General features: G+C 59.5%; 9 protein-coding genes. 3 read left to right on the top strand and 6 right to left on the bottom strand.

The window, feature by feature from the left end:
• Nucleotides 1-148: 148 nt before the first annotated feature.
• The 5 genes from EXQ56_06135 to EXQ56_06115 form a co-directional block, all read right to left on the bottom strand.
• On the bottom strand, nucleotides 149-1591 hold the full coding sequence (locus tag EXQ56_06135) for an ankyrin repeat domain-containing protein (protein MSO20033.1): 1443 nt from the start codon (nucleotides 1589-1591) through the stop codon (nucleotides 149-151).
• A gap of 84 nt (nucleotides 1592-1675) precedes the next feature.
• A complete protein-coding gene (locus tag EXQ56_06130) occupies nucleotides 1676-4909 on the bottom strand; it encodes a TonB-dependent receptor (GenBank protein MSO20032.1) in 3234 nt (1077 codons plus the stop codon).
• A gap of 85 nt (nucleotides 4910-4994) precedes the next feature.
• Nucleotides 4995-6602, bottom strand: a complete 1608-nt coding sequence (locus EXQ56_06125; protein MSO20031.1) for a hypothetical protein — start codon at nucleotides 6600-6602, stop codon at nucleotides 4995-4997.
• A gap of 54 nt (nucleotides 6603-6656) precedes the next feature.
• Complete coding sequence (locus EXQ56_06120) at nucleotides 6657-8024, bottom strand: DUF1552 domain-containing protein (GenBank protein MSO20030.1); 1368 nt, start codon at nucleotides 8022-8024, stop codon at nucleotides 6657-6659.
• Nucleotides 8021-10573 carry a DUF1592 domain-containing protein gene (locus tag EXQ56_06115; protein MSO20029.1) on the bottom strand — a complete coding sequence of 851 codons (2553 nt, stop codon included), beginning with the start codon at nucleotides 10571-10573 and terminating at the stop codon, nucleotides 8021-8023. Before EXQ56_06115 ends, EXQ56_06120 begins: the two co-directional genes overlap by 4 nt.
• 814 nt (nucleotides 10574-11387) lie before the next feature.
• On the opposite strand from EXQ56_06115, the gene EXQ56_06110 reads away from it, so the two are divergent.
• From EXQ56_06110 to EXQ56_06100, 3 genes are read left to right on the top strand one after another with little or no spacing between them, the layout of a single operon-like run.
• A complete protein-coding gene (locus EXQ56_06110; protein ID MSO20028.1) occupies nucleotides 11388-14687 on the top strand; it encodes a TonB-dependent receptor in 3300 nt (1099 codons plus the stop codon).
• A gap of 40 nt (nucleotides 14688-14727) precedes the next feature.
• Nucleotides 14728-16569: a thiamine pyrophosphate-binding protein gene (locus EXQ56_06105; GenBank protein MSO20027.1), complete on the top strand. Its 1842-nt coding sequence runs from the start codon at nucleotides 14728-14730 to the stop codon at nucleotides 16567-16569.
• A gap of 37 nt (nucleotides 16570-16606) precedes the next feature.
• Entirely contained in the window at nucleotides 16607-17026 is a 420-nt protein-coding gene (locus tag EXQ56_06100) for a cytochrome c (protein ID MSO20026.1), read from the top strand.
• 225 nt (nucleotides 17027-17251) lie between these two features.
• On the opposite strand, the gene EXQ56_06095 is transcribed toward EXQ56_06100, so the two are convergent.
• On the bottom strand, nucleotides 17252-19576 hold the full coding sequence (locus tag EXQ56_06095; GenBank protein MSO20025.1) for a hypothetical protein: 2325 nt from the start codon (nucleotides 19574-19576) through the stop codon (nucleotides 17252-17254).
• Nucleotides 19577-19675 lie beyond the last annotated feature (99 nt).

The following is a 19675-nucleotide window of genomic DNA, read 5'->3' as shown; positions in this document are numbered from 1 at the left end:
ATGCCGCCAGCACCAGACTGCCGACGCGATGTGATGTGCATGTGGTAATTGCCAGAGCAATCAGGGAAGGCCTCCGAGGAATAACCGTCGATAGTGAATTCAATCCTTCTGAAATAGAAACTGTTGCGGCGGCAGATTAATTCGCGCGCTATTCGCCAGGTTTGACGGCGAGAGAGCCGACGCGGCGCACACCAGAACCTTCGAGAGATGTAGCCCCCAGCTTGAGTAGCAAATCAACTGTGCTGTTGTAAAAGCGGTGTGGCCGGATGAAGGCAAACTCGCCAGACTCCTGGGTTACGACCGCAGAAGCGATGCTGAGCGGCGTCTGCCCAAACTGGTCGAGCACGTCCACCCGAGCACCCTGCTCCACCAGATGCTGAATGATGGCGTCCGCGCCGGAGTACGCCGCGCCGTGCAGCGCAGTCCATCCGTTGCCCGCCACTGCGTTGACGTTGGCGCCGAGTTCGATAGCGGTCCTCACGGCCTCCAGCGCGCTGCGGTATTGGGTCTCCGTCCTAGGCTCAAAAATGCCCAGCCCGGCGGCAATCATCAGCGGCGTAAACCCTTCTTTGGTGGGCAGATTCACGTCTGCCCCGTTCGCCGCCAGCAGGCGCATGGCCTGCGTGTTGCCTGCCTGAGCCGCCAACAAAAACGGCGTCTGGCCCACCTCGCTTTTGCGGAAGGTATCGGATACGCGCCCAATATCATTGGTAACCTGGCTGTTCGGACTAAGGCCCTTGGCCAGCAGCGGCTTGATTAGCTCAATCATCCCCCGATTCGCCGCCGCATAGTGGAGCGACGTAAATCCGCGCCGCTCGGCTGCGCCTACGTCCGCGCCTTTTTCCAGGAGCAGCTTGGCGACCGCAAGGTGGCCGGCAGCGCTGCTGATCAGCAGCGGGGTCAAACCATCTTTCGACGGCGGCCCGTTTAGATGTGCCCCGGTCGCCAACAGAGCCTGTGCCGACTCGAGGTCCCCTTGCTGGGCAGCAAACATCAGCGGGGTGAAGTTGCCTTTCGATCTGGCATTGACGTCTGCGCTGCGTTCAATCAACATGCGCACCACCCCAGCGTGCCGGCCCGCCGCCGCCCACATCAGCGCGGTCTGCCCGGCCCACGCGTCGCGGGTGCTCACATCCGCGCCATGCCCCAGCAACAGACGCACCGCCGCCTCATCGCCGGTCCGCACGCAGGTCATGAAGGGAGTCTCGCCGGTTTTCTGAATGGCGTTGGGGGCAGCGCCAGCCCGCAGCAGACTGGTGATAATGGGCACGTTCTTGTTCACGCAGCCTAGCGCGAGGGGAGTGATTCCATAATCATTGGCGCTGTTCACATCCGCGCCCGCGCGGATCAGCAGGTCCACCGCTTCCGCGTCTTCCTTGTGAACTGCCCAGGCCAGCGCCGTGGCGCCATCGCCCGCCGCGACATTCACGTTGGCCCGCTTGGCCAGCAAGCTGCGGAGTTCCCGCTTGTCGCCTTTCTGCACCGCGCTCAAAACGCGCAGGTCCGCGATCGACTCGCCGCGTAAATCCACAGTGATGCCAAGCAAAAAGCAAAGGCCGGAAAGCACGACGGCATTTGCCTGTGGTCGCATCGGAATCCCCCTGTGATTGGAATGGGCGGGATGAACCAGCCCTTGGCTGAATCATCCCCCCGTGGACATCAGAGCATTGCGAAGTTAGAAAATCAGTTTCAGACCCAACTGCAGTTGCCGCTCACTGTGCGACGTGGAGGAAATCTTTCCTGCTCCCGCCACCAGTGCACCAGTATTGGCCCGTACCTGGTCCTGCGGCGCTCCGAAATTCGGATGATTCATCAGGTTGAACGAGTCCAGATGGAACAGCAGTTGCCCGGATTCTCCGAGTCCAATCGGAGTGCTCTTCTTGAGGCTGAAATCCAGATTGAAGTATGCCGGACCAAGGATTGTATTGCGGCCTGCATTGCCGTAGAATCCGCCGCCGGCCAAGCCAGCCGGAGCGGCCGGGGGAATGGTGTAAGCGCAGGGATCGTAGTAGAGGTCCGGCGTGCCCAGTCTCTGGCCTGCGGCCACGCCAGGGCAGCCGGCGGTAACTCCGGTCCAGATGTCCTTACTCGTGCGGCCCGGACCCAGTTCAGGAGTCTGATTGTTGGCCGAGCGCGAAAGGTCGGGCGCGGAGCGGCCCCGCAGCTTCACTCTCGCAGGCACGCCGGAAGTGGCGCTGAAGATGCTCGTGAGGTGCCAGCCGCCCAGCAGCTTCACCGGGAGACCTTCACCCTGCGGCGAGGGCAGTGCCCACAGTCCGTTCATGACCAGGTTATGGCCCAGATGAATGGCCGCCAAGCCGCGGTCGGCTTTGTGGTCGTAGGGCTGCGTCAGAATGCCTTCAAAGTAGTCTGCGTTGCCGCCGCCCGTGGTGGAATCGTCCACGGTCTTGGCCCAAGTGTAAGCGGTCTGGAACTGTAGTCCCCGGCTCAGGCGCCGCTTCACTTCCACGGTCATCGCATTGTAGAAAGACTTGCCGTCCGAGGTGCTGCAGGTGATGACGCCGTTGTTCTGGTTCACGCGCGGCGTGCGGGCGGCGACAAACGCTCTGCCATTCACCTGGATGGAGGGAGCGGCGTTGCAGTCCGACTTGGTCAGGATGTGCGTGGCGCGATTGCCCACGTAGCCGAGCGCCACGGAAAGATTCGGAATCACTTCGCGCTCCACGGTCAGATTGAACTTCAGCTCATACATGGGATCGAGATCGTAGGTAATGAATTCGCTGAAGGTGCTGGGCGAAAGGGTGATCGAGCGAATCCGCGGCGTGGCTGCCAGCGCGTAAGATGCCGCGCCGGCAAGGTTTGTGGCGTCGCTGGCAATCAGCGTGCCGGCATCGGGAGGATTCTTGCGCGCGATAGTGCTCAGGTAGGGCGGCGTCACGATCATATGGAAAATGCCCGCGCCGCCGCGAATCGCCGTCTTGCCGTCGCCGTTCAAGTCCCAGGCGAAGCCCACTCGCGGCGAGAAGCTCTTCTCCCCCGGACTGTTCAGGTACGTCGTCGTGCCATCCGTGCTGGAATGGCTGAACTGCGTTGCGGTTACCCAGTCGCGGTAGGTAGCGACGCGATCCCACTTCTCGGTAGGACTGGTCCAGGGCTCGTAGCGCAGGCCCAGGTTCAAGGTGAAAGTGGGTCTCACCTGCCAGCTATCCTGCAAATAGAATCCGAAGAAATCCCCGCGAATGGTGCGTGCGGTGGCGGCGCCGGGAACTTCCACTTGAAGGGTTTGCATCGTGTTGTCGGCCAGAAAGCTCGCGGCGGAGTTCCAGTCAAACGAACCATAGACGCCCGCCGAAGGCCCGTTGGTGTTGAACCCGGTGTGCTGGTAGAGCCCACCGAACTTCAATGAATGCGCCCCCTTGGTGTAGAACATGGACTGAGACATCTCCCACTTGTTCAACACGCTCAAACGCGGTGCATCTACCACGCCAAATGGATCGACGCCCGCATATACAAATGTCGGCGGGTAGCCGTGATGCATGAAATAGAGGTTGGCTGGATAGTCGATGTTGAGAAAAACGTCGGGGCTGATATTCGAGCGGTTGAACGACATGCTGGAGGTCGAGAGCAGCGCCGGGCTCAAGGTGTTGTTGAACTGCGCCGTGGCGTAGCGGGTACGCGATACGATCAGCGTATTGTAAACACCGAGCTGCCGGGGAATGCTCTGGTCGGCGTCATCATGCGTGTAGCGGAAAAACAGCGAGCGATTGTCGTTGATGGTGTAATCGGACCGTGTGACGTAATAGTCCTCATTGGTTACGGCGTTGGATGGCGTATTGCGGATCGCCGTGCCGTCGCCCGCGGCCGGTTCGTTGGGCAGCGGCCAGAGGTCAAGATATGGGCGGATACTGGGCGAAACTGCAACCTGCGTGCCGTTCGGCAAAATGCCTCTGCGAACATTCAGATCCGGCACGCGTTCGATCAAGTTGTCTCCGACACGGGCTTGACGCAGGCCTTCATATGCTCCGAGAAAGAAAAATTTGTCGCGCATGACGGGTCCGCCTAGCGAGCCGCCGAACTGATTCCTGCGGAACTCCGGCTTGCCTTTCCCGGCGCGGTTGGCTTCCCACGTGGTGGCGTCCAGATTGTCATTGCGATGCAGCGCGAAAGCGGTGCCGTGAAATTGGTTGGTGCCGGACTTCGTTACCATCTGCACGATGCCGCCGCTGTAACCGCCGTACTCGGCGCTGTAACCGCCCCCGGTTATCACGCGAAACTCGCGCACCGCATCCACGCCCAGCACGCCTCCACCGGCGCTGCCCGGCGTCGAGAAAGTTCCCACGCTGGTAACGTTGGTGCCGTCGAGCGTCCAGCCCGTTTCGGACGGTCGAGATCCCGCCAGCGCCAGCACCGCGCCGAAGCCGCGCGTCGCGCCCGAGTTGGCGTTGCGCACGCTGAGCACTCCCGGCTGCACCAGAGCAAGCTGGCTGAAGTCGCGGCCGTTCAGCGGCAGTTCGGTGATGCGCTTTTCCTCCACCACACCGGAGACTCCGCTCGACGAGGTGTCCACCAGCGGCGCCTGCTCGGTGATGGTTACCTGCTGGCTGATCGCACCCAGCCGCATGGTCAGATTGATGCGTGCTTCCTGGCCCACGGTCAGCGTGATCCCCTGGCGCACCAGCGTCTCAAAACCTGTGTGCGAGACGGTGATCTCGTAAGGGCCCGGTGTCAGCTCCGGAATGGAATAGCGGCCCGCGGCATCGGCAACGCCTGTTCTCTGCCGGCCGGTCTCCACATTTCGCGCCGCCACTTGCACGCTGGGAATAATGGCGCCGGATCCATCGGCCACGACCCCTGAAATAATTGCGGTCGAAGATTGCGCTAGCGCCAACGAGCCAAGCACTTGCCAGCAGGCAATCATCAAAATTCCGACACCAAGTTTCCACCCCATAACGATCTCCTTCACCCATGAGAAATCGAACTGGCTCGTCCGAAGACGCTCCAGGCGCAACTTGGAATATCCGACTAGAGAGAAACTATTGGCCCGCGCGGTCCACCACGATGCCCGTATAAGGCGCGGCTCCCAGTTTCAGCAGAAGATCCGCCGTGGCTTTCTGTCCACCCAAAATTGCCGCACGAAAACTATCGTCAGGCCGGCCGCCCTCCAACTGGCGGTAGATCAATTGGCCTGGATCACCCAGGGCAATGGTCATGGGTGTTTGCCCGTATTTGTCCTTGGCTTCGAGGTCAGCGCCTTGCTGCACGAGATATTCGATGATGCTATTCGCGCCCAGCTCCACAGCCCCATGCAGCGCGGTACGGCCGTTGGCATTGGCCTGATTCACATCAGCACCCAACTGCACGGCCATCTTGACGGCCTCCAGCGCGGCCTTTTCGTCCTCTGGCGTCATGCCGAGGTTCTTGCTCACCCGTTCACGGCCCAGACCGGCAGCCACCATCAGCGGCGTGCTCCCGTCCACTGCCAGGAGTTTGGGATTGGCCCGACCCTCCACCAGCAGGCGCATGGTGGCGACATCAGAAGTCGCCGCGGCGAGCAGAAACGGAGTCGCCCCTTGCATCCCGATCTGCGGCAGATTATTTCCGATCGCGTGCGAGAACATCGGGATGTCATAAGGCATGAAATTGTTCTTGATGCGCACGTTCGGGTCCGCGCCGCGCGCCAGCAAGGCCTTCACCAGCCTAGGGCTCGAGGAGTGATTCCAGAAACGGTCCGTGGCCGAAGCAGGCGCGCCGTAAAGAGCCTTGATACCGCCTTGCAACGCCCAGTGCAGCGCCGTCAACCCAACCCCGTCCGTGGCGTTCAGGTCTGCTCCTTTGTCCAGCAGAAGCATGACCACGTCTTCATTGCCGCTGGCCGTGGCCACAATGAGCGCGCTGCCATACTCCGGCGCCACCGCGTTGATCTTGGCGCCCGCCGCCAACAAATGCCTGGCCGATTCCAGATCGCCTAAACGGCTGGCGAACATCAGCGGCGTGAATCCACCTTTGGATTTAGCGTAATGGACATCCTGCAGATAGTACTCGATCATCTTGGGCGTGTGTGTTTCCAGCAACCGCGAGGTGGCGTTCACATCGGCGCCGCGAGCGATCAGCAGTTTCGCCACCGCGGGATGCTTCGCGGCAACGGCCCACATCAAGGCCGTCTGTCCGCGTTGATTCTCCTTCGCGTTCGCGTCCGCGCCTTGGTCCAGCAGCGCGGCCACCGCATCCACATTGCCGGTGCGCGCGCAAGTGAGCAGCGGAGTTTCACCGGTCCACTTGGCGAGGGCAGGATTCGCACCCGCCCGCAGCAGAGCCGAGACGATGCCCGCATTGGCATTGGTGCAGGCCAGTGAAAGCGGGCTGACGCCGTACTCGTTCACCGCATTCACGTTGGCGCGCGCACGAATCAACAGATCCACCGTCGGAGCATCATCGCGATGAACCGCCCAGGCGAGCGCGGTGGAACCATCGGGCAGCGGCTGATTCACGTCCGCTTTGCCTGCCAACAGTTGGCTGAGAGCTGCGCGGTCTCCGCGCTTCACCACCTCCGCCACGCTCAAATCGCTGCCAGCGGCACGGGCGAAAACCGGAACTAACAAAATGAGAGACAGCATACACGTGCGATGAAGCGAGTACCACATACGGGAACCTCGAAAGTTGAATGATTCTTCAGCGATGCGCCAAGGCGCATCCGCTTAAGCGGTCAGCAAATCCAGCTTGCCGGTGGCGTCGCTGTACTTGCTGTCCAGATAGCCGTCCATCGGAATGCCGCCAATATCCATCATGCTTAGGAGCAGATTGGAAAGCGGCAAGCCGTTGAATTGAATGTGCCGGCCGCCCTTCAGCCTGCCGCCCGCGCCGCCCACCAGCAGGCTGGGGACATCGTTATGCACATGCAGGTTGCCGTCGCTCATGCCGCAGCCGTAGAGCATGATCATGTGATCCAGCAGCGACCCGTCTCCGTCGGGCGTGGATTTCAGGCGGTCGAGATAGTAGGCGAATATCTTGGACTGATAAACATCGATCTGCGCGTTCTGTGCGATGGCGTCTTGATGCCCGGCGTGGTGCGACAGCGCGTGGTGGCCGTCGGAGATTCCGATTTCGCGATACGGCCGGTCGGATTGTTCGCGGCCCAGCATGAAGGTGATCACGCGCGTCAGGTCGCTTTGGAAGGCCAGTAGTTGCAGATCGAACATGAGCTTGGCATGATCGATGAACGTCGCCGGGATACCCTCCGGCCTGGCCATCTCCGGCAGCTCACGCGAGGACTGCTGCTCGGCCAGTTGAATGCGGCGCTCGATGTCGCGGACCGCTTCCAGATACTCACTCAGCTTGAGGCGGTCGGCTGGTCCGCTATCGGCCAGCAGCGGGGTGGCTTCCCGCATCACCGAGTCGAGAATGCTGCGGTTGGCGCGAATGCGCGCCAGTCGCTCGTTTGAGTCCGTGCTGTCGCTGTCGCCCAGCAGCCGCTCAAAAACCTTGCGCGGGTTATTCTCCATCGGCAGCGGAGTGGTGGCGCTGCGCCAGCAGATGGTCTTGGTGTAGGCATCGCTGTAAGCGCCGTCGGCGGCTCCCAAGCCGTCGGAAGGATCGAGCGCCAATTCGAGCGAGGCCAGCTGGGTGTGCTTGCCCAGCTCGCGCGCGGCCATCTGATCCGCGGAAATGCCCAGCGACCCGCCGGGCCGCGGATGGATGCCGGTAAGATACGCCGCGCAGGGACGGGCGTGATTTCCGCCCGGCTCGTTGCCCACGGCATCGGCAGCCTTGATGTTCAATCCGCTGACCACGGTCATCTGATCGCGGAAGGCGGCCAACGGCTCGAGTGTGGGAGTCAGCTTGTAGTCAGCGCCCGTCTCGCGAGGAGTCCAGCGGTCCATGATTCTGCCGTTGGGGCCGTAGATGAACGAGATGCGCAGCGGCGCCTGGCCGCTGTCGTTCACCGCGGAAGCGGCCAGGGCCGGGGTAAGAGCCGGCAGCATGGAATCCAGCAGCGGCAGCGCCAGTGTAACTCCGGCGCCGCGCAAAAATGTCCGGCGGGGAATGGCTTTCTTGAATATCATCATGACGGTCTGGTCCTCCTCATTTGAAACGGAACACTTTTAACAATGCCCAGCACCAGCGCCGACCAGCGGTGGTTCGCAGCCGCGGCTTCGCGCAGAATCCGGCGTACCGCGGGCTGATCGTAATGCTGGATGTCTCGGCCGAGCGAATAGGTAAGCAGCTTTTCGGTCAGAGTGCTCACATACAAATCGGAATGGTCGAGCAATACTTTCCTCAAGCCTACGGACCCCTGAAACGCGGAGCCATCCGGCAGCGCGCCGGAAACGTCGATGGGCTGATTAGAATCCGTGGCGCGCCATTTGCCGACGGCATCAAAGTTCTCGAGCGAAAACCCGATGGGGTCCATGCGCGCGTGGCAACTGGCGCAGACTGCATTGGCGCGGTGCAGTTCCATCTTCTGCCGCATGGTCTGGGTCCGAGCTTCCTTGCTCTTGTCGTCCAGCGCGGGGACATTGGGCGGCGGCGGCGGCGGCGGCGTGCCCAGAAGATTTTCAAGCACCCACTTGCCGCGCAGCACCGGCGAGGTCCGGTTGCCGTGCGAGGTTACGGTCAGTACGCTGCCCTGGCCCAGCAGGCCCATGCGACTGGAATCACTTAGAGAGACGCGACGGAAGTGGCTCCCGTAGATATTGGGAATGCCGTAGTGGCGCGCCAGCCGCTCATTCAGGAAGGTGTAGTCCGCGGTCAACAGGTCCAACACGCTGCTGTCGTCCTGGATCGTGCTCTCGATCAGCAACTCGGTTTCCTTCTGGAAAGCGCTGCGCAGGTTCTCATCGAAGTCCGGATACTCGCGCGGGTCGGGCGAGGCGGAGCGCAGATTGCGCAGGTACAACCACTGAGATGCGAAGTTGCTGACCAGGGCTTTGGCGCGCGGGTCGGCCAGCATGCGCTTCACCTGCTGCTCGAGTATGGCCGCATCTTTCAGCTTTCCTTTTTCGGCTGTCTCGAGCAATTCATCGTCGGGGATGCTGCTCCATAGGAAGAAGGACAGCCGCGAAGCCAGTTCCATCTCCTGGAGGCGATACGGAGTGTCCAGCGGGACGTTGTCCGGATCGCGCTCGATGCGGAACAGGAAGTTTGGCGAGACCAACATGCGACGAATAGCCATGCGGATGCCAGCCTCGAATCCGCCGCTTTGGCTGCCGGAGCGGTAAAAGCCGACCAGAGTCTCTACATCCTGGTCGTTTACCGGACGGCGATACGCGCGGCGAGAGAGAGTCGTCAGAATCTTGCGGGCGCAAGGCTCTGCTTCTGCTGCCTGCGCTGGACGGCAAGTCAGGATGCGGCTGCGGCTGGGCGTTTCGCCGATGCCCGCCGCGTTGTATGGGCCCTGCACGGTGATGCCCTCGACCGCAATGTCGCCGCCGCGATAGTCCGGGTCGCCGCCCTTGTACTCGCTGAGATCAGAGTACATCTCGCGGGGCGTCAACACGCCTTCCGCCTCGGAGGCGTCTTCCAGGAACGCCGCGCCGAGGACGCGTGTTCCCGCCTTGGTGGAGAAGCGCGCTTCGAGCTCGGCGTCCGCGGAGAGTTCGTAGTCCACCAGCTCGATGTCGCCGCGATGCGTGGGGCCGTTGCGCGTGTAGAGCGAACCGGATTTGCCCTTGTTGCGCGCGCCGCCCACAGTGAACAGGCGCACGCGAGCGCCGTCCAGACGCACGTCAAGCTGGTGCGGGCCGGTCAGCAGGCCGCGGATGTAGCCGTCCTGATTGCGCCGCAGGCGCACTTGAATAACGTACTCGCCATCCAGAGGAAAGTTGTGGCGCACGGCAAGTCCGCCGCGCGATCCGAAGGGAAGTTCGTCGCTGACGCGCTCGTCCTGCACCAGCATTTCCGGGACTTCATAGGCTTCGGCCGCTGGGCGAATGGCGGGATCGCCCAATGCCATGCTGCTGATCTTTTCCGCGGCAGACATGTAGCGCTCCATCAGCAGCGGCGAGAGCGTCAGCAGGTCAGCCAGATTGTCGAAGCCGCGACCGGAGTCGTCGGCCGGCAGGATGGATTCGCCATCAATCTCCACGTTCAGCAAATCGCGGATGGCATTGGTGTATTCGACGCGACCTAGCCGATGAACCGTGGTGCGGCCTGGGTTTGGTTGGACTATAGCCTGTTTGTCTAACTCCGTTTCAAGATGACTAATCAGAGAAGCAACTGCTGCCTTTTCGGGCCGCGGCGCTCCGGCTGGAGGCATCGCTCCGGCACGCAGCTTTCGGACTACCTTTTCCCAAACCGCCGCGTTATCGGCAAGCGAGTCAAAGCTAATATGATCGAGCGACAATTCACCGCGGAGCAGCTTGTCATTATGGCAGGTAACACAATATCGCCCGACCAGCGCCTGTGGCGAGGTTGCGGGAGCGGCGGATTGGGCTACGGCTGGTTGTATCCAGGCAAGGAACCACAACAACAAAAGTCCAGCAGCGCGTGATGCGAATTTGAATGGAGAAGCATATCCCGGCTGCCCCATGGTCCGCAATTTAGCAATGGTCCGCAACTTGGCCGCTCCCGGCATAGGCGCCCCCCCTCGGGAGTGGATAGCCCTCAAGCAATTCATTCCCGTGGTTCGCTTATACGCCCTAAGGCCTTATTAGTCAAGCGATTCCTCTGAACCATACGGGCGATTCTCCAAAGTCCGTTTTGCAAGCAAACCGTCAGAATTCCCGGCCACAGCGATTATTACGATCGATTCTCCCAAAAAAGGGAATCCACCTGACTTAAATGGCGGAGAGGGTGGGATTCGAGCCCAAACAATTCCATCCTGGTTCTCTGCGTCCCTTATTCTCGATAAACGGCGTTCGAGGAAAATTGAACCACTCGACTGGTGAAGTAGGGATCGTGGGCTACAAGGGGACTAGTCAAGATATAACTGCTCAAGCGCGCCACAACTCTTTTAGAGCAGTGCGGTTACGGTGGAAACCATCTTCTGTAATCGCTATGACTTTGCTCCCTAGGCATCTGGGAAACTACTTAACTTAGGGATTTATATATTTTATTCCCATTTCATTGGTTCTTGTTGGCGGGGGACGGCCTGAATCGCGACCTTCAATGCCCTCATAACCCAAAGGTCGGTGGTTCAAATCCACCCCCGCAACCAAACTTTCGGCAATACTCCGAACAACCAACTCAACGCCTCGATGCCTCAGAGGGATTCCCTTTCCTCTTGGTACATTCTCCCAACAATTCATCCATGTGAGCAGTTGCGCCAATAACTTTGGTTAGCAAACCTAACGGCTTGACAGGCTGTCTCCTAGTTGATATAAGAGGCGCAGTCAAAGGTTTGATTAAGACCAAGGAACCGAGCTATTGCCGTTAGAAGACCTCAGAACTCCCAAGCTTTAGACAATTCACAAAGGCGCTGGAGGGCGAATATGACCGGATTGTTTCCGTATTCAATTAGATTGCGTTTCATCGTCGGGGGACTAGTCGTCATGGCCTGGACCTCCCTTGCCTTGGCTCAACTCACCACAGGAACCATTAACGGAACCGTTACCGATCAATCCGGCGCCGCGATTCCCGGCGCAGCCGTAACAGTGAAGAACGTGAATACAGGAATTTCCCGTGCTACGGTGACGGGGCCAAACGGGCGGTACGAAGCACCCAACCTACAGCCGGGCAGCTATGAGGTGAGCGCGACCTCCGCGGGCTTTCAGACCAGCGTGCGCGCCGGCATAGGACTGACCATTGGTCGCATCGCGGTGATTGACCACCGCCTCGAGGTCGGCAACGTCGCCGAGCAAGTAACCGTAACCGGCGAGGCTCCGCTCATCGAGACCACCACGGCAACAGTCGCGCAGGTGATTGACGTCGAACGCCGCGTCGAGGAGTTGCCGCTGCGCAACCGCGACCTGACGCAGTTTGCCTTCCTGCAGCCCGGCGTGCTGAAGAGTCCCGCCGGCGTGGGCGGCATTCAGGCGGGCATGGGCGACAAGATCACCGTGGCGGGCGCGCGCGGGACGCAGAATCTGTTCCTGATGGACGGCGTCTCGAACTCCGATCTATCAAGCAACCCGCAGGGCGCGGGCGGCGCTTATACGGGCGCCGAGACGGTGAAGGAATTTCAGGTGGTGGTGAACAACTACTCCGCCGAATACCAAAGCGCGGCGGGCGCCATCATCAGCGCGGTAACCAAGTCGGGCACCAACTCGATTCACGGCTCGGGCTTCTGGACGCTGCGCAATGACAATCTGGACGCCTCCAAGTGGGAGGACAACGCGCTGGGCGGCGGCGTCAGCAGCGAGTTCAAGCAGAACCAGTATGGCGGCTCGCTCGGCGGACCCATCCGGCAGGACCGCACCTTCTACTTCGCCAGCTTCGAAGGCATGCGCGAGCGGGCGCTGAACACCGAAAGGTTTACTACGCTGTCAAACGAAGGCCGCCGCGGACAGGGCGTACGCAACAGCACGAATCCTGTGCAGGTGGTGAATGTAGCCGTTGACCCGCGCATCGTACCTTATCTGGCGCTGTGGCCCGTGCCGGGCGTGGGGAATACTCCGCTGCCGAACGAACGCACCGATCCCGGGACCATGGTCATTTCGGGATTTGAGCGGCGACCGGTGGATGATGACACAGCAACCGGCAAGCTCGACCATCATCTTTCCAACGACAAGGCTGGCATGATCGCGGTGACATACAGTTGGAATGACAGCTCGCGGCTGCCCTGCGGATTCCTTTGCGACCTGACCGAGGTGGGCGCGGCGGCCACCAGCAAGAAGCAGACGCTGGCGGTGAATCACATCTCCATACTCTCGCCGACCCTGATCAATGAAATGAAGTTCGGCTACAGCCTCAGCGAAGTGGCCGGCGATCTTGCGTTGGGCTCGCGCGACACCAGCGCGCTGCGCTTCCATCCGGATCGCGACCGAGTGGGTGAAATCGGCATCACCAGCAGCCTCACGCGCGTTGGCTATCGAGTCAACCCCCAGGCTACCACCCAGAAGGCGCTTCAGTTCAAAGAGGGAGTTTCCCTCACCAGCGGCGATCACTCCTTGCGCTTCGGCACGGAGATCAAACGCTTCCGCTATGTGCAGGACGCCTGCAGCCGCGGCTGCAATGGCATCTTCGCCTTCAACAGCCTGGCGGATTTTCTGCTCAACAACGCCAATGATTTTCAGGTATTCCGTCCCGGCGCCGAGAGCCCCAAGCGCAATCTGCGCCAGCTTCTGTTCGGCGGCTACTTCCAGGACAACTGGCAGGTGGCGAAGTCGCTCACCTTTAACCTCGGCCTGCGCTATGAGTTCGTTACCGTGCCGGATGAGGACGATCACCTGATCTCGACGCTCGAGAGCATCTTCGATCCCTTTGTTTCGGTAACCACACAGGTAGCCGCGCAATACAAAAATGAGCCGCGCCCGTTCGTAAAATCCGACATCGTCGAGTATTTCCAGAATCCCACGCTGAAGAGCTTCAGTCCGCGCTTCGGCTTCGCCTGGGCGCCCGGTGACCGTACCTTCTCCGTGCGCGGCGGCTATGGCATCTTCTTCGATTACCCGGTGCTCTATCAGTTGCGCACCTCGCTCCAGGAGCTGCCGCCGTTCGTCGAGACTGCCCGCCTGCGCGCCACCGGCGCTGGTTCGGTACCGGCGAACCGCCCCCTGCAGATGGCGCCCAATGCCGTAAATCAGTATCTCGATCTGATCAATAGCCCGACCTTTTCGACGTTCAATCTGCGCTACATGGAACCGAATCAGTCGAACGCTTATATCCATCGCTGGAGCATGACGCTGCAGAAAGCGTTCGGCACGGATTGGGTCGCCTCGGCCGGCTACACCGGCTCGCGCGGCTTGCATCTGCTACACCAGACACTGCCCAACATCCGTCGCTGGGACGGTTTCCCAAACAATCCTACGGGGCGCAAGCATTTCTCGCCCGGCGCGGCGCTCGTCAATCCAGCCTTTGGCGAGATGCGTGCGCAATCATCCAACGCCAACAGTTTCTTCCACGGCTTGGCCATCGGAGTACAGAAGCGCATGACTCACGGTCTGCAGGTGCAGCTGGCTTACAACTACTCGAAGGCCATAGATGAGGGCTCCGGGGTAACCAGCGGCGGCGATGAATTTGCACAGGGCCAACGCGGAATCTATTATTGGGACATGAAGGAAAAGCGCGGCTTGGCCAGTTTCGACATCCGCAATGCCATGACCACGAATTTTACTTATGAACTGCCCACCAAAAACCTCACCGGCATCGCGGGCGCCATCGCCGGCGGCTGGTTGGTGAATGGGATACTCACGCTGACGGACGGGTATCCGCTCTCCGTGCATGACAACAGCACTACCCAGAACACGCTGATCGGGTCGGTCGAGTCGTTGCGCGTGAATCTGATTCCCGGTGGCAACAGCAATCCTGTGCTGGGCGGTCCGGACAAGTATTTCGACACCAGCCAGTTCGTGCCTTCCGAGCCAGGCTATTTCGGCACCCTGGGCCGCAACACGCTCATTTCTCCTGGACTGGCCACCATGGACTTCTCCGTGCAAAAGAACTTCCAGTTCCAGGAATCACATCGCGTGCAGTTCCGCGCGGAGTTTTTCAACCTGTTCAACCGCCCGAACTTCGGGACGCCGGTAACCACTATTTTCACCAACGGCTTGTTGGCCGCCGACGCCGGTCGTATCTCCACCACTCGCGGCTCGGCGCGGCAGATTCAATTTGGTATAAGATACAGCTTCTGATGCGTCGGAGTCGGACCAATACCCGGAGGTGATACTCGTCATGGAAGAACCAGAGAAGAGTTCGCTGGATCGTCGCAGCTTTCTTAAAGTAGCTGCCACTAGCGGAGCGGCGCTGGTTGCCAGCACTCAAGCTCTGACTGCGCAGCAGCCCGCGCCAGCAGGCGCTGTGGCGGCCCAGGGTGCAGCCGAGACCACGGTAGAGGTTTTGAGCGAGGAGCGCCACGGGTCCGACTTCATGATGGACGTACTCAAGCCGTTGGGCTTCGATTATGTCACCATTAATCCCCACTCCGACTCCGGCGGTCTGCAGGAATCCATCATCAACTACACCGGAAACAAGAACCCGGAACTGATCACCTGTCTGCATGAGGAAGCCGCGGTGGCTATCGCACACGGCTTCTTCAAAATTGAAGGCAAGCCCCTGGCGGCTCTGATTTACAGTTCGGTGGGGTTGCAGCACGCATCCATGGCGGTCTACAGCGCGTTCTGCGACCGTGTGCCGGTTTACCTGCTACTCGGGAACTCCATTGAAAATCCCAATTCCAGAAGCGCGCAGGACCCTGTCGGCATGGCCCGCGATTTTACCAAGTGGGATGACTCGCCGGTTTCGCTGAGCCACTTTGCGGCCTCCGCCGTTCGCGCCTATTCCGTCGCTATGACTCCACCACAAATGCCCGTGGCGATCACCGTGGACAAAAGTTTACAGGAAGATCGGATTCCTGCGGGCACCAAGCTGCATATCCCCAAGTACACTCCAAATACGGCGCCGCAGGGAGATTCCGCCGCGGTCGCTGAAGTTGCGCGTCTTCTGGTGAGCGCGGAATTTCCGGTGCTTGCCGTCGAGCGCGCCGCGCGCACCGCAGCCGGCCTGAAATATATCATCGAGCTGGCCGAGCTGTTGCAGGCCGCGGTCGTGGACACCATCCAACGCATGAACTTCCCTTCGAGGCATCCGCTCAGCCAGGAGAGTAGCGCGTTGCGAACCGCGGACGTGGTGCTGGCGCTGGAGCATCCGCTGCTGTCGCGCAACAGTCTCAAGGCGGGCGCGAAGCTGATCAGTATCAGCTCGTTCGACCTCTTTACGCGGAGCAACTACTGGCATTTCGGGAAATATCAGGAAGCCGATATTCCCATCGCGGCCGACGCCGAGGCGACGCTTCCCGCGCTGATCGAAGCAGTCAAGCGGCTGATCACCTCTGATCGCAGGATCGCCTTCGCTGCTCGCCGCGTAAAGCTGGCGGAGGCTCATCAAAAGTCCAGAGAGCGGGACCTCGTGCTGGCCTCGCATGGCTGGGACTCAAGTCCCATTAGTACGGCCCGAATCGCAGCCGAATTGTGGGAGCAGATCAAAACCAAGGATTGGTCGCTGGTTTCCCGCAGTGATGGCATGAGCGATTGGGCGTGGAAGCTATGGGATTTTGAAAAGTATTATCACCACATCGGACAGTCTGGGTCGGTGGGCATCGGCTACAGCAATCCGGCGGCCGTGGGAGCGGCGCTGGCAAACAGGAAGTATGGTCGCCTGTCCATCAATCTGCAAAACGACGGCGACCTCATGTTTCAACCGGGGACATTGTGGACAGCGGCGCATCATAAGATTCCGATGCTCACCGTCATGCACAATAACCGGTCGTACAATCAGGAAGTGATGGTGGTGGCGCGGATGGCGGCCGAGCGCAACCGCGACATCAGCCGTTGCCACTTCGGTAATGTGTTCGACAAACCTCACATTGACTATGCTCAACTCGCGCGCAGCTTGGGCTGGTACTCGGAGGGCCCAATCGACAATCCGCGTGAACTCGGGCCGGCCATCCGTCGCGCACTAGCGGTAGTCGAGCGTGGCGAGCCGGCGTTGCTCGATACCATCACGCAACCAAACTAGGCACGCAACCAAACTAGGCCAAACCGGGGAGGTCCATGTGAACCATTTCGTGGTGTGTCGTGTTTCAGGAAAATTGTTCATTGAGGCAATGCTGTTTTTGCTGGTCATGCCGCTGGCCATCCCATCGGCAACCGTTCAAGCCCAGCAACCGACATTGGCACAGGCCTCTCCCTCGACGGAAACTATCGCTAAGGGAAAGCAGAATTTTGTAACTTATGCCTGCTTCGCATGCCACGGTTATTCCGGGCAAGGAGCCGAGACCGGGCCGCGCATTGACACTAGCCGCAGAACGCTTTCAGCCTTTGTGAGCTACGTTCGCAAGCCGGGCCGCGCCATGCCGCCCTTCAGAACACAGAGTCAAATCTCAGACTCGGCGCTGGCGGAGATCTACGCTTTTCTCAAGTCGGTGCCGCCTCCTCCCGATCCAAATAGCATCCCTCTCCTGAATACCAAATAGGCAACATATATCTGTTTCCGGTTGTACCTTTTGCATCGGCATTTCCAAGCATCTTCCTCTCGGGGATATCCTCCCACTTCGGCTGGTACTGAAATACCCTGTTCGCCTGTTTTTCCCGTACAACGCAATTGAGGCGAACGAGAGAACTTCAGAATATCTCGCGCTGCCAAACTACAGAGAGTGGCAGTAGCGCTACCGAGAAGGGAAACGCTCCGGGGAGTTGCTTCAGAAGGCAAACATGTGGGTGTACTTGACTATGAAACTCTTATCAGTCTTGTCCGCGCCGCTGGTGTCTCGCGCTTCGTTATAGACCAAGAACAGGTCGCTCAGCGGGCGGTGGATGAGATCAAAGCGGATGTTGGAGGTCAATTGTTTGCGGTCGCTATTGTATTGCAGCAGGGTGCTGAGGTACATGCGGGTGCTGGAATAGTAGCTGACCCGTGTGCTTAACAAGTGAGTCGAAAATACTACGCTCTGCCCCGCGACGCCATTTACGACGGCGCTCGATAGCGCGATGCGATTGATCGAATACTTGGGTTCGACTGCAAAGCGGTAGCTGGGGCGGAAGGCGCCGGACAGATTCACCGTGTTCTTGTTGCCCCCATAATAGGGACCCTTCTCCAGAGCGAAGTTGGCGGACAGCACCTTGCTGGGATCGGAGCCGAGTTCCAGCGAATAAAAATAATCTTCGTATTTCCCCACGGGAATCGTCACGGACGGAGTCAGCGGATTCCTGCGAATCTCAAAGGGGGAGTCGAGCCGGTCGAATTGCGGGTCGAAGTGGACCTCCATGCTGGCGCCGCTCTGGAAAAATACCTGGAATGCGTAATGGTTGTTCGTGGTTACCAGTCGATTGCTCTCGTCCATAAAATAATTCACCAGAATATGGGGATTGAATTCACGGACAAAACGACTGCCCTTGGGACGGATATACAGGTCTGAGCGGTGGCGCACGAAGCGGGTTCCGGTGCGCTGCGTGAATCCCACTTCCGGGTTGAAGTTTTCCTGCAGATCGGTCCAGACGGTCAGGCTCTTCCAGAGACTGTCGTGGTATAGGAAGCTGACTTTTTCCGCCAGGTCCTTGCCCTCCAACCCATCCGTCCGCGTCTTGGCCAGAAACGCATTCACGGAGTAGTTTTCGTGAATACGTAGATTGGCATCGACGCCCATGGTGCGGTTATAGTCTTTCCCCTGCGAAGCTTGGCGATTAATGAAGATCGCTCCGATATCGGAGTTGGCCAGAAGGTTACGCTTCACGCGCAGTACGCCAAAGTTGTCGCCCTGAATGTCCTGACGCACCAGGTTGCCGGATCGATCCGTGACGAATTTGCTGTGATTCTTCGTCTGCATTTCGAGTAAGCCCACGCTATAGTTCCCTATCTTGCCGGAGAGCCGTCCGCCACCCCAGATGGGAATCGGCGTGCCGTCATCGGCCAGGCCAATGCGGCGGCTGAAAAATATTTGTGTTTCCAGGGAGCGATTCGGGCCTCGATCGCCATGGAGATCACCGAACTGGAACATGCCGTCGTTTTCCAGAAAGAATTCCCGCTTCTCCGGGAAGAACAGCGAGAACCTGGTCAGGTTGACTTGCTGCTCATCCACTTCCACCTGCGAAAAATCGGTATTCGCGGTAAGGTCCATGGTCAGCGATGGGGTCACGCTATACTTGACATCGACTCCCTGCTTCGATTTGCTAACCAGCGGTTCGCGCGTGAAGTACTTGTTCAGCTCCCCGACTACAAATGGTTTCACGCGCAGGTTGCGACCGCGGTGTAACTTTTCCAGCCCCAGCAAATTGCCCGCCAGCGAAAGATGGTTAATGGTAAAACGTCGAGGGATCGGCGCCCAGAATGTAATTTCATTTTTGCGGCGGATGCGGCGCGAGAAATTGATTCCCCATATTTGCTCCGGGCGGGCCTCATCAAAGCTGAGGCTCTTGAACGGAATCACCATCTCAGCCGTCCAGCCATCGCCATTCATATGCGCACGAACATCCCACACCGTGTCCCAGTCCGCGTTGTTGGTCCGACCTTCATCCATTGTCTGGACATCCCGCTTGGCGCCTTCCGGATTGGTTACGAACAGGTAGCCGTTACGGTTATCCTGAAAGGTGTCGATGATCACCTCGAAGGTGTCGGTACTGTTGTTGTTGAAATCCTTCTTCAGTGAATTGATGATGATGTTGGCGTCTTTTTCATCGTGGCAGTTCACCCCGATGTAGAGGTTCTCATCATCGTAGAGAATTCGAACTTCGGTATTTTCTGTCGCAGGCTCTACCTCCGCCGGGTCGGACTGCACAAATCCGGAGGCGGGATCGACGCCTTGCCAATCCGCTTCGTTCAATAATCCGTCCAGCAGGATGGGCGAGGACGCGCGGACCGCCTTTAGCGATTTTCTTGTGTGTGGTGCGGCGCCATTCGTCGGGGGCTGCTGCGCAACTATTGGCGAAGTATCCGCAAGGATGAATACGACGAAAAAGATCAGGAACAACTTATAGCGCCGAGCCGTGTCTATTCGGGACCAGCCTTTGATTGAGCGCACCAAATTGATTGCCCTTCCTTGCGATTCGGAGTGTGCTTCGCTTTGTCAGACTTTCCGTTTGGGTTCCGGTCATGGGCCAATATAATATTGGCCGCAAACCAGTTTCCC

This window comes from Acidobacteriota bacterium (assembly GCA_009691245.1).
Taxonomy (GTDB): Bacteria; Acidobacteriota; Terriglobia; order 2-12-FULL-54-10; family 2-12-FULL-54-10; genus SHUM01.
The sequence above is the reverse complement of the archived record's forward strand: the minus strand, read 5'-3'. Positions and strand labels throughout refer to the sequence as shown.

Bases quoted from the DNA above. Each gene is read 5' to 3' on its own strand.
- EXQ56_06135 (MSO20033.1), bottom strand. From the start codon at position 1,591: ATGCGACCACAGGCAAATGCCGTCGTGCTTTCCGGCCTTTGCTTTTTG.
- EXQ56_06130 (MSO20032.1), bottom strand. From the start codon at position 4,909: ATGGGGTGGAAACTTGGTGTCGGAATTTTGATGATTGCCTGCTGGCAA.
- EXQ56_06125 (MSO20031.1), bottom strand. From the start codon at position 6,602: ATGTGGTACTCGCTTCATCGCACGTGTATGCTGTCTCTCATTTTGTTA.
- EXQ56_06120 (MSO20030.1), bottom strand. From the start codon at position 8,024: ATGATGATATTCAAGAAAGCCATTCCCCGCCGGACATTTTTGCGCGGC.
- EXQ56_06115 (MSO20029.1), bottom strand. From the start codon at position 10,573: ATGAATTGCTTGAGGGCTATCCACTCCCGAGGGGGGGCGCCTATGCCG.
- EXQ56_06110 (MSO20028.1), top strand. From the start codon at position 11,388: ATGACCGGATTGTTTCCGTATTCAATTAGATTGCGTTTCATCGTCGGG.
- EXQ56_06105 (MSO20027.1), top strand. From the start codon at position 14,728: ATGGAAGAACCAGAGAAGAGTTCGCTGGATCGTCGCAGCTTTCTTAAA.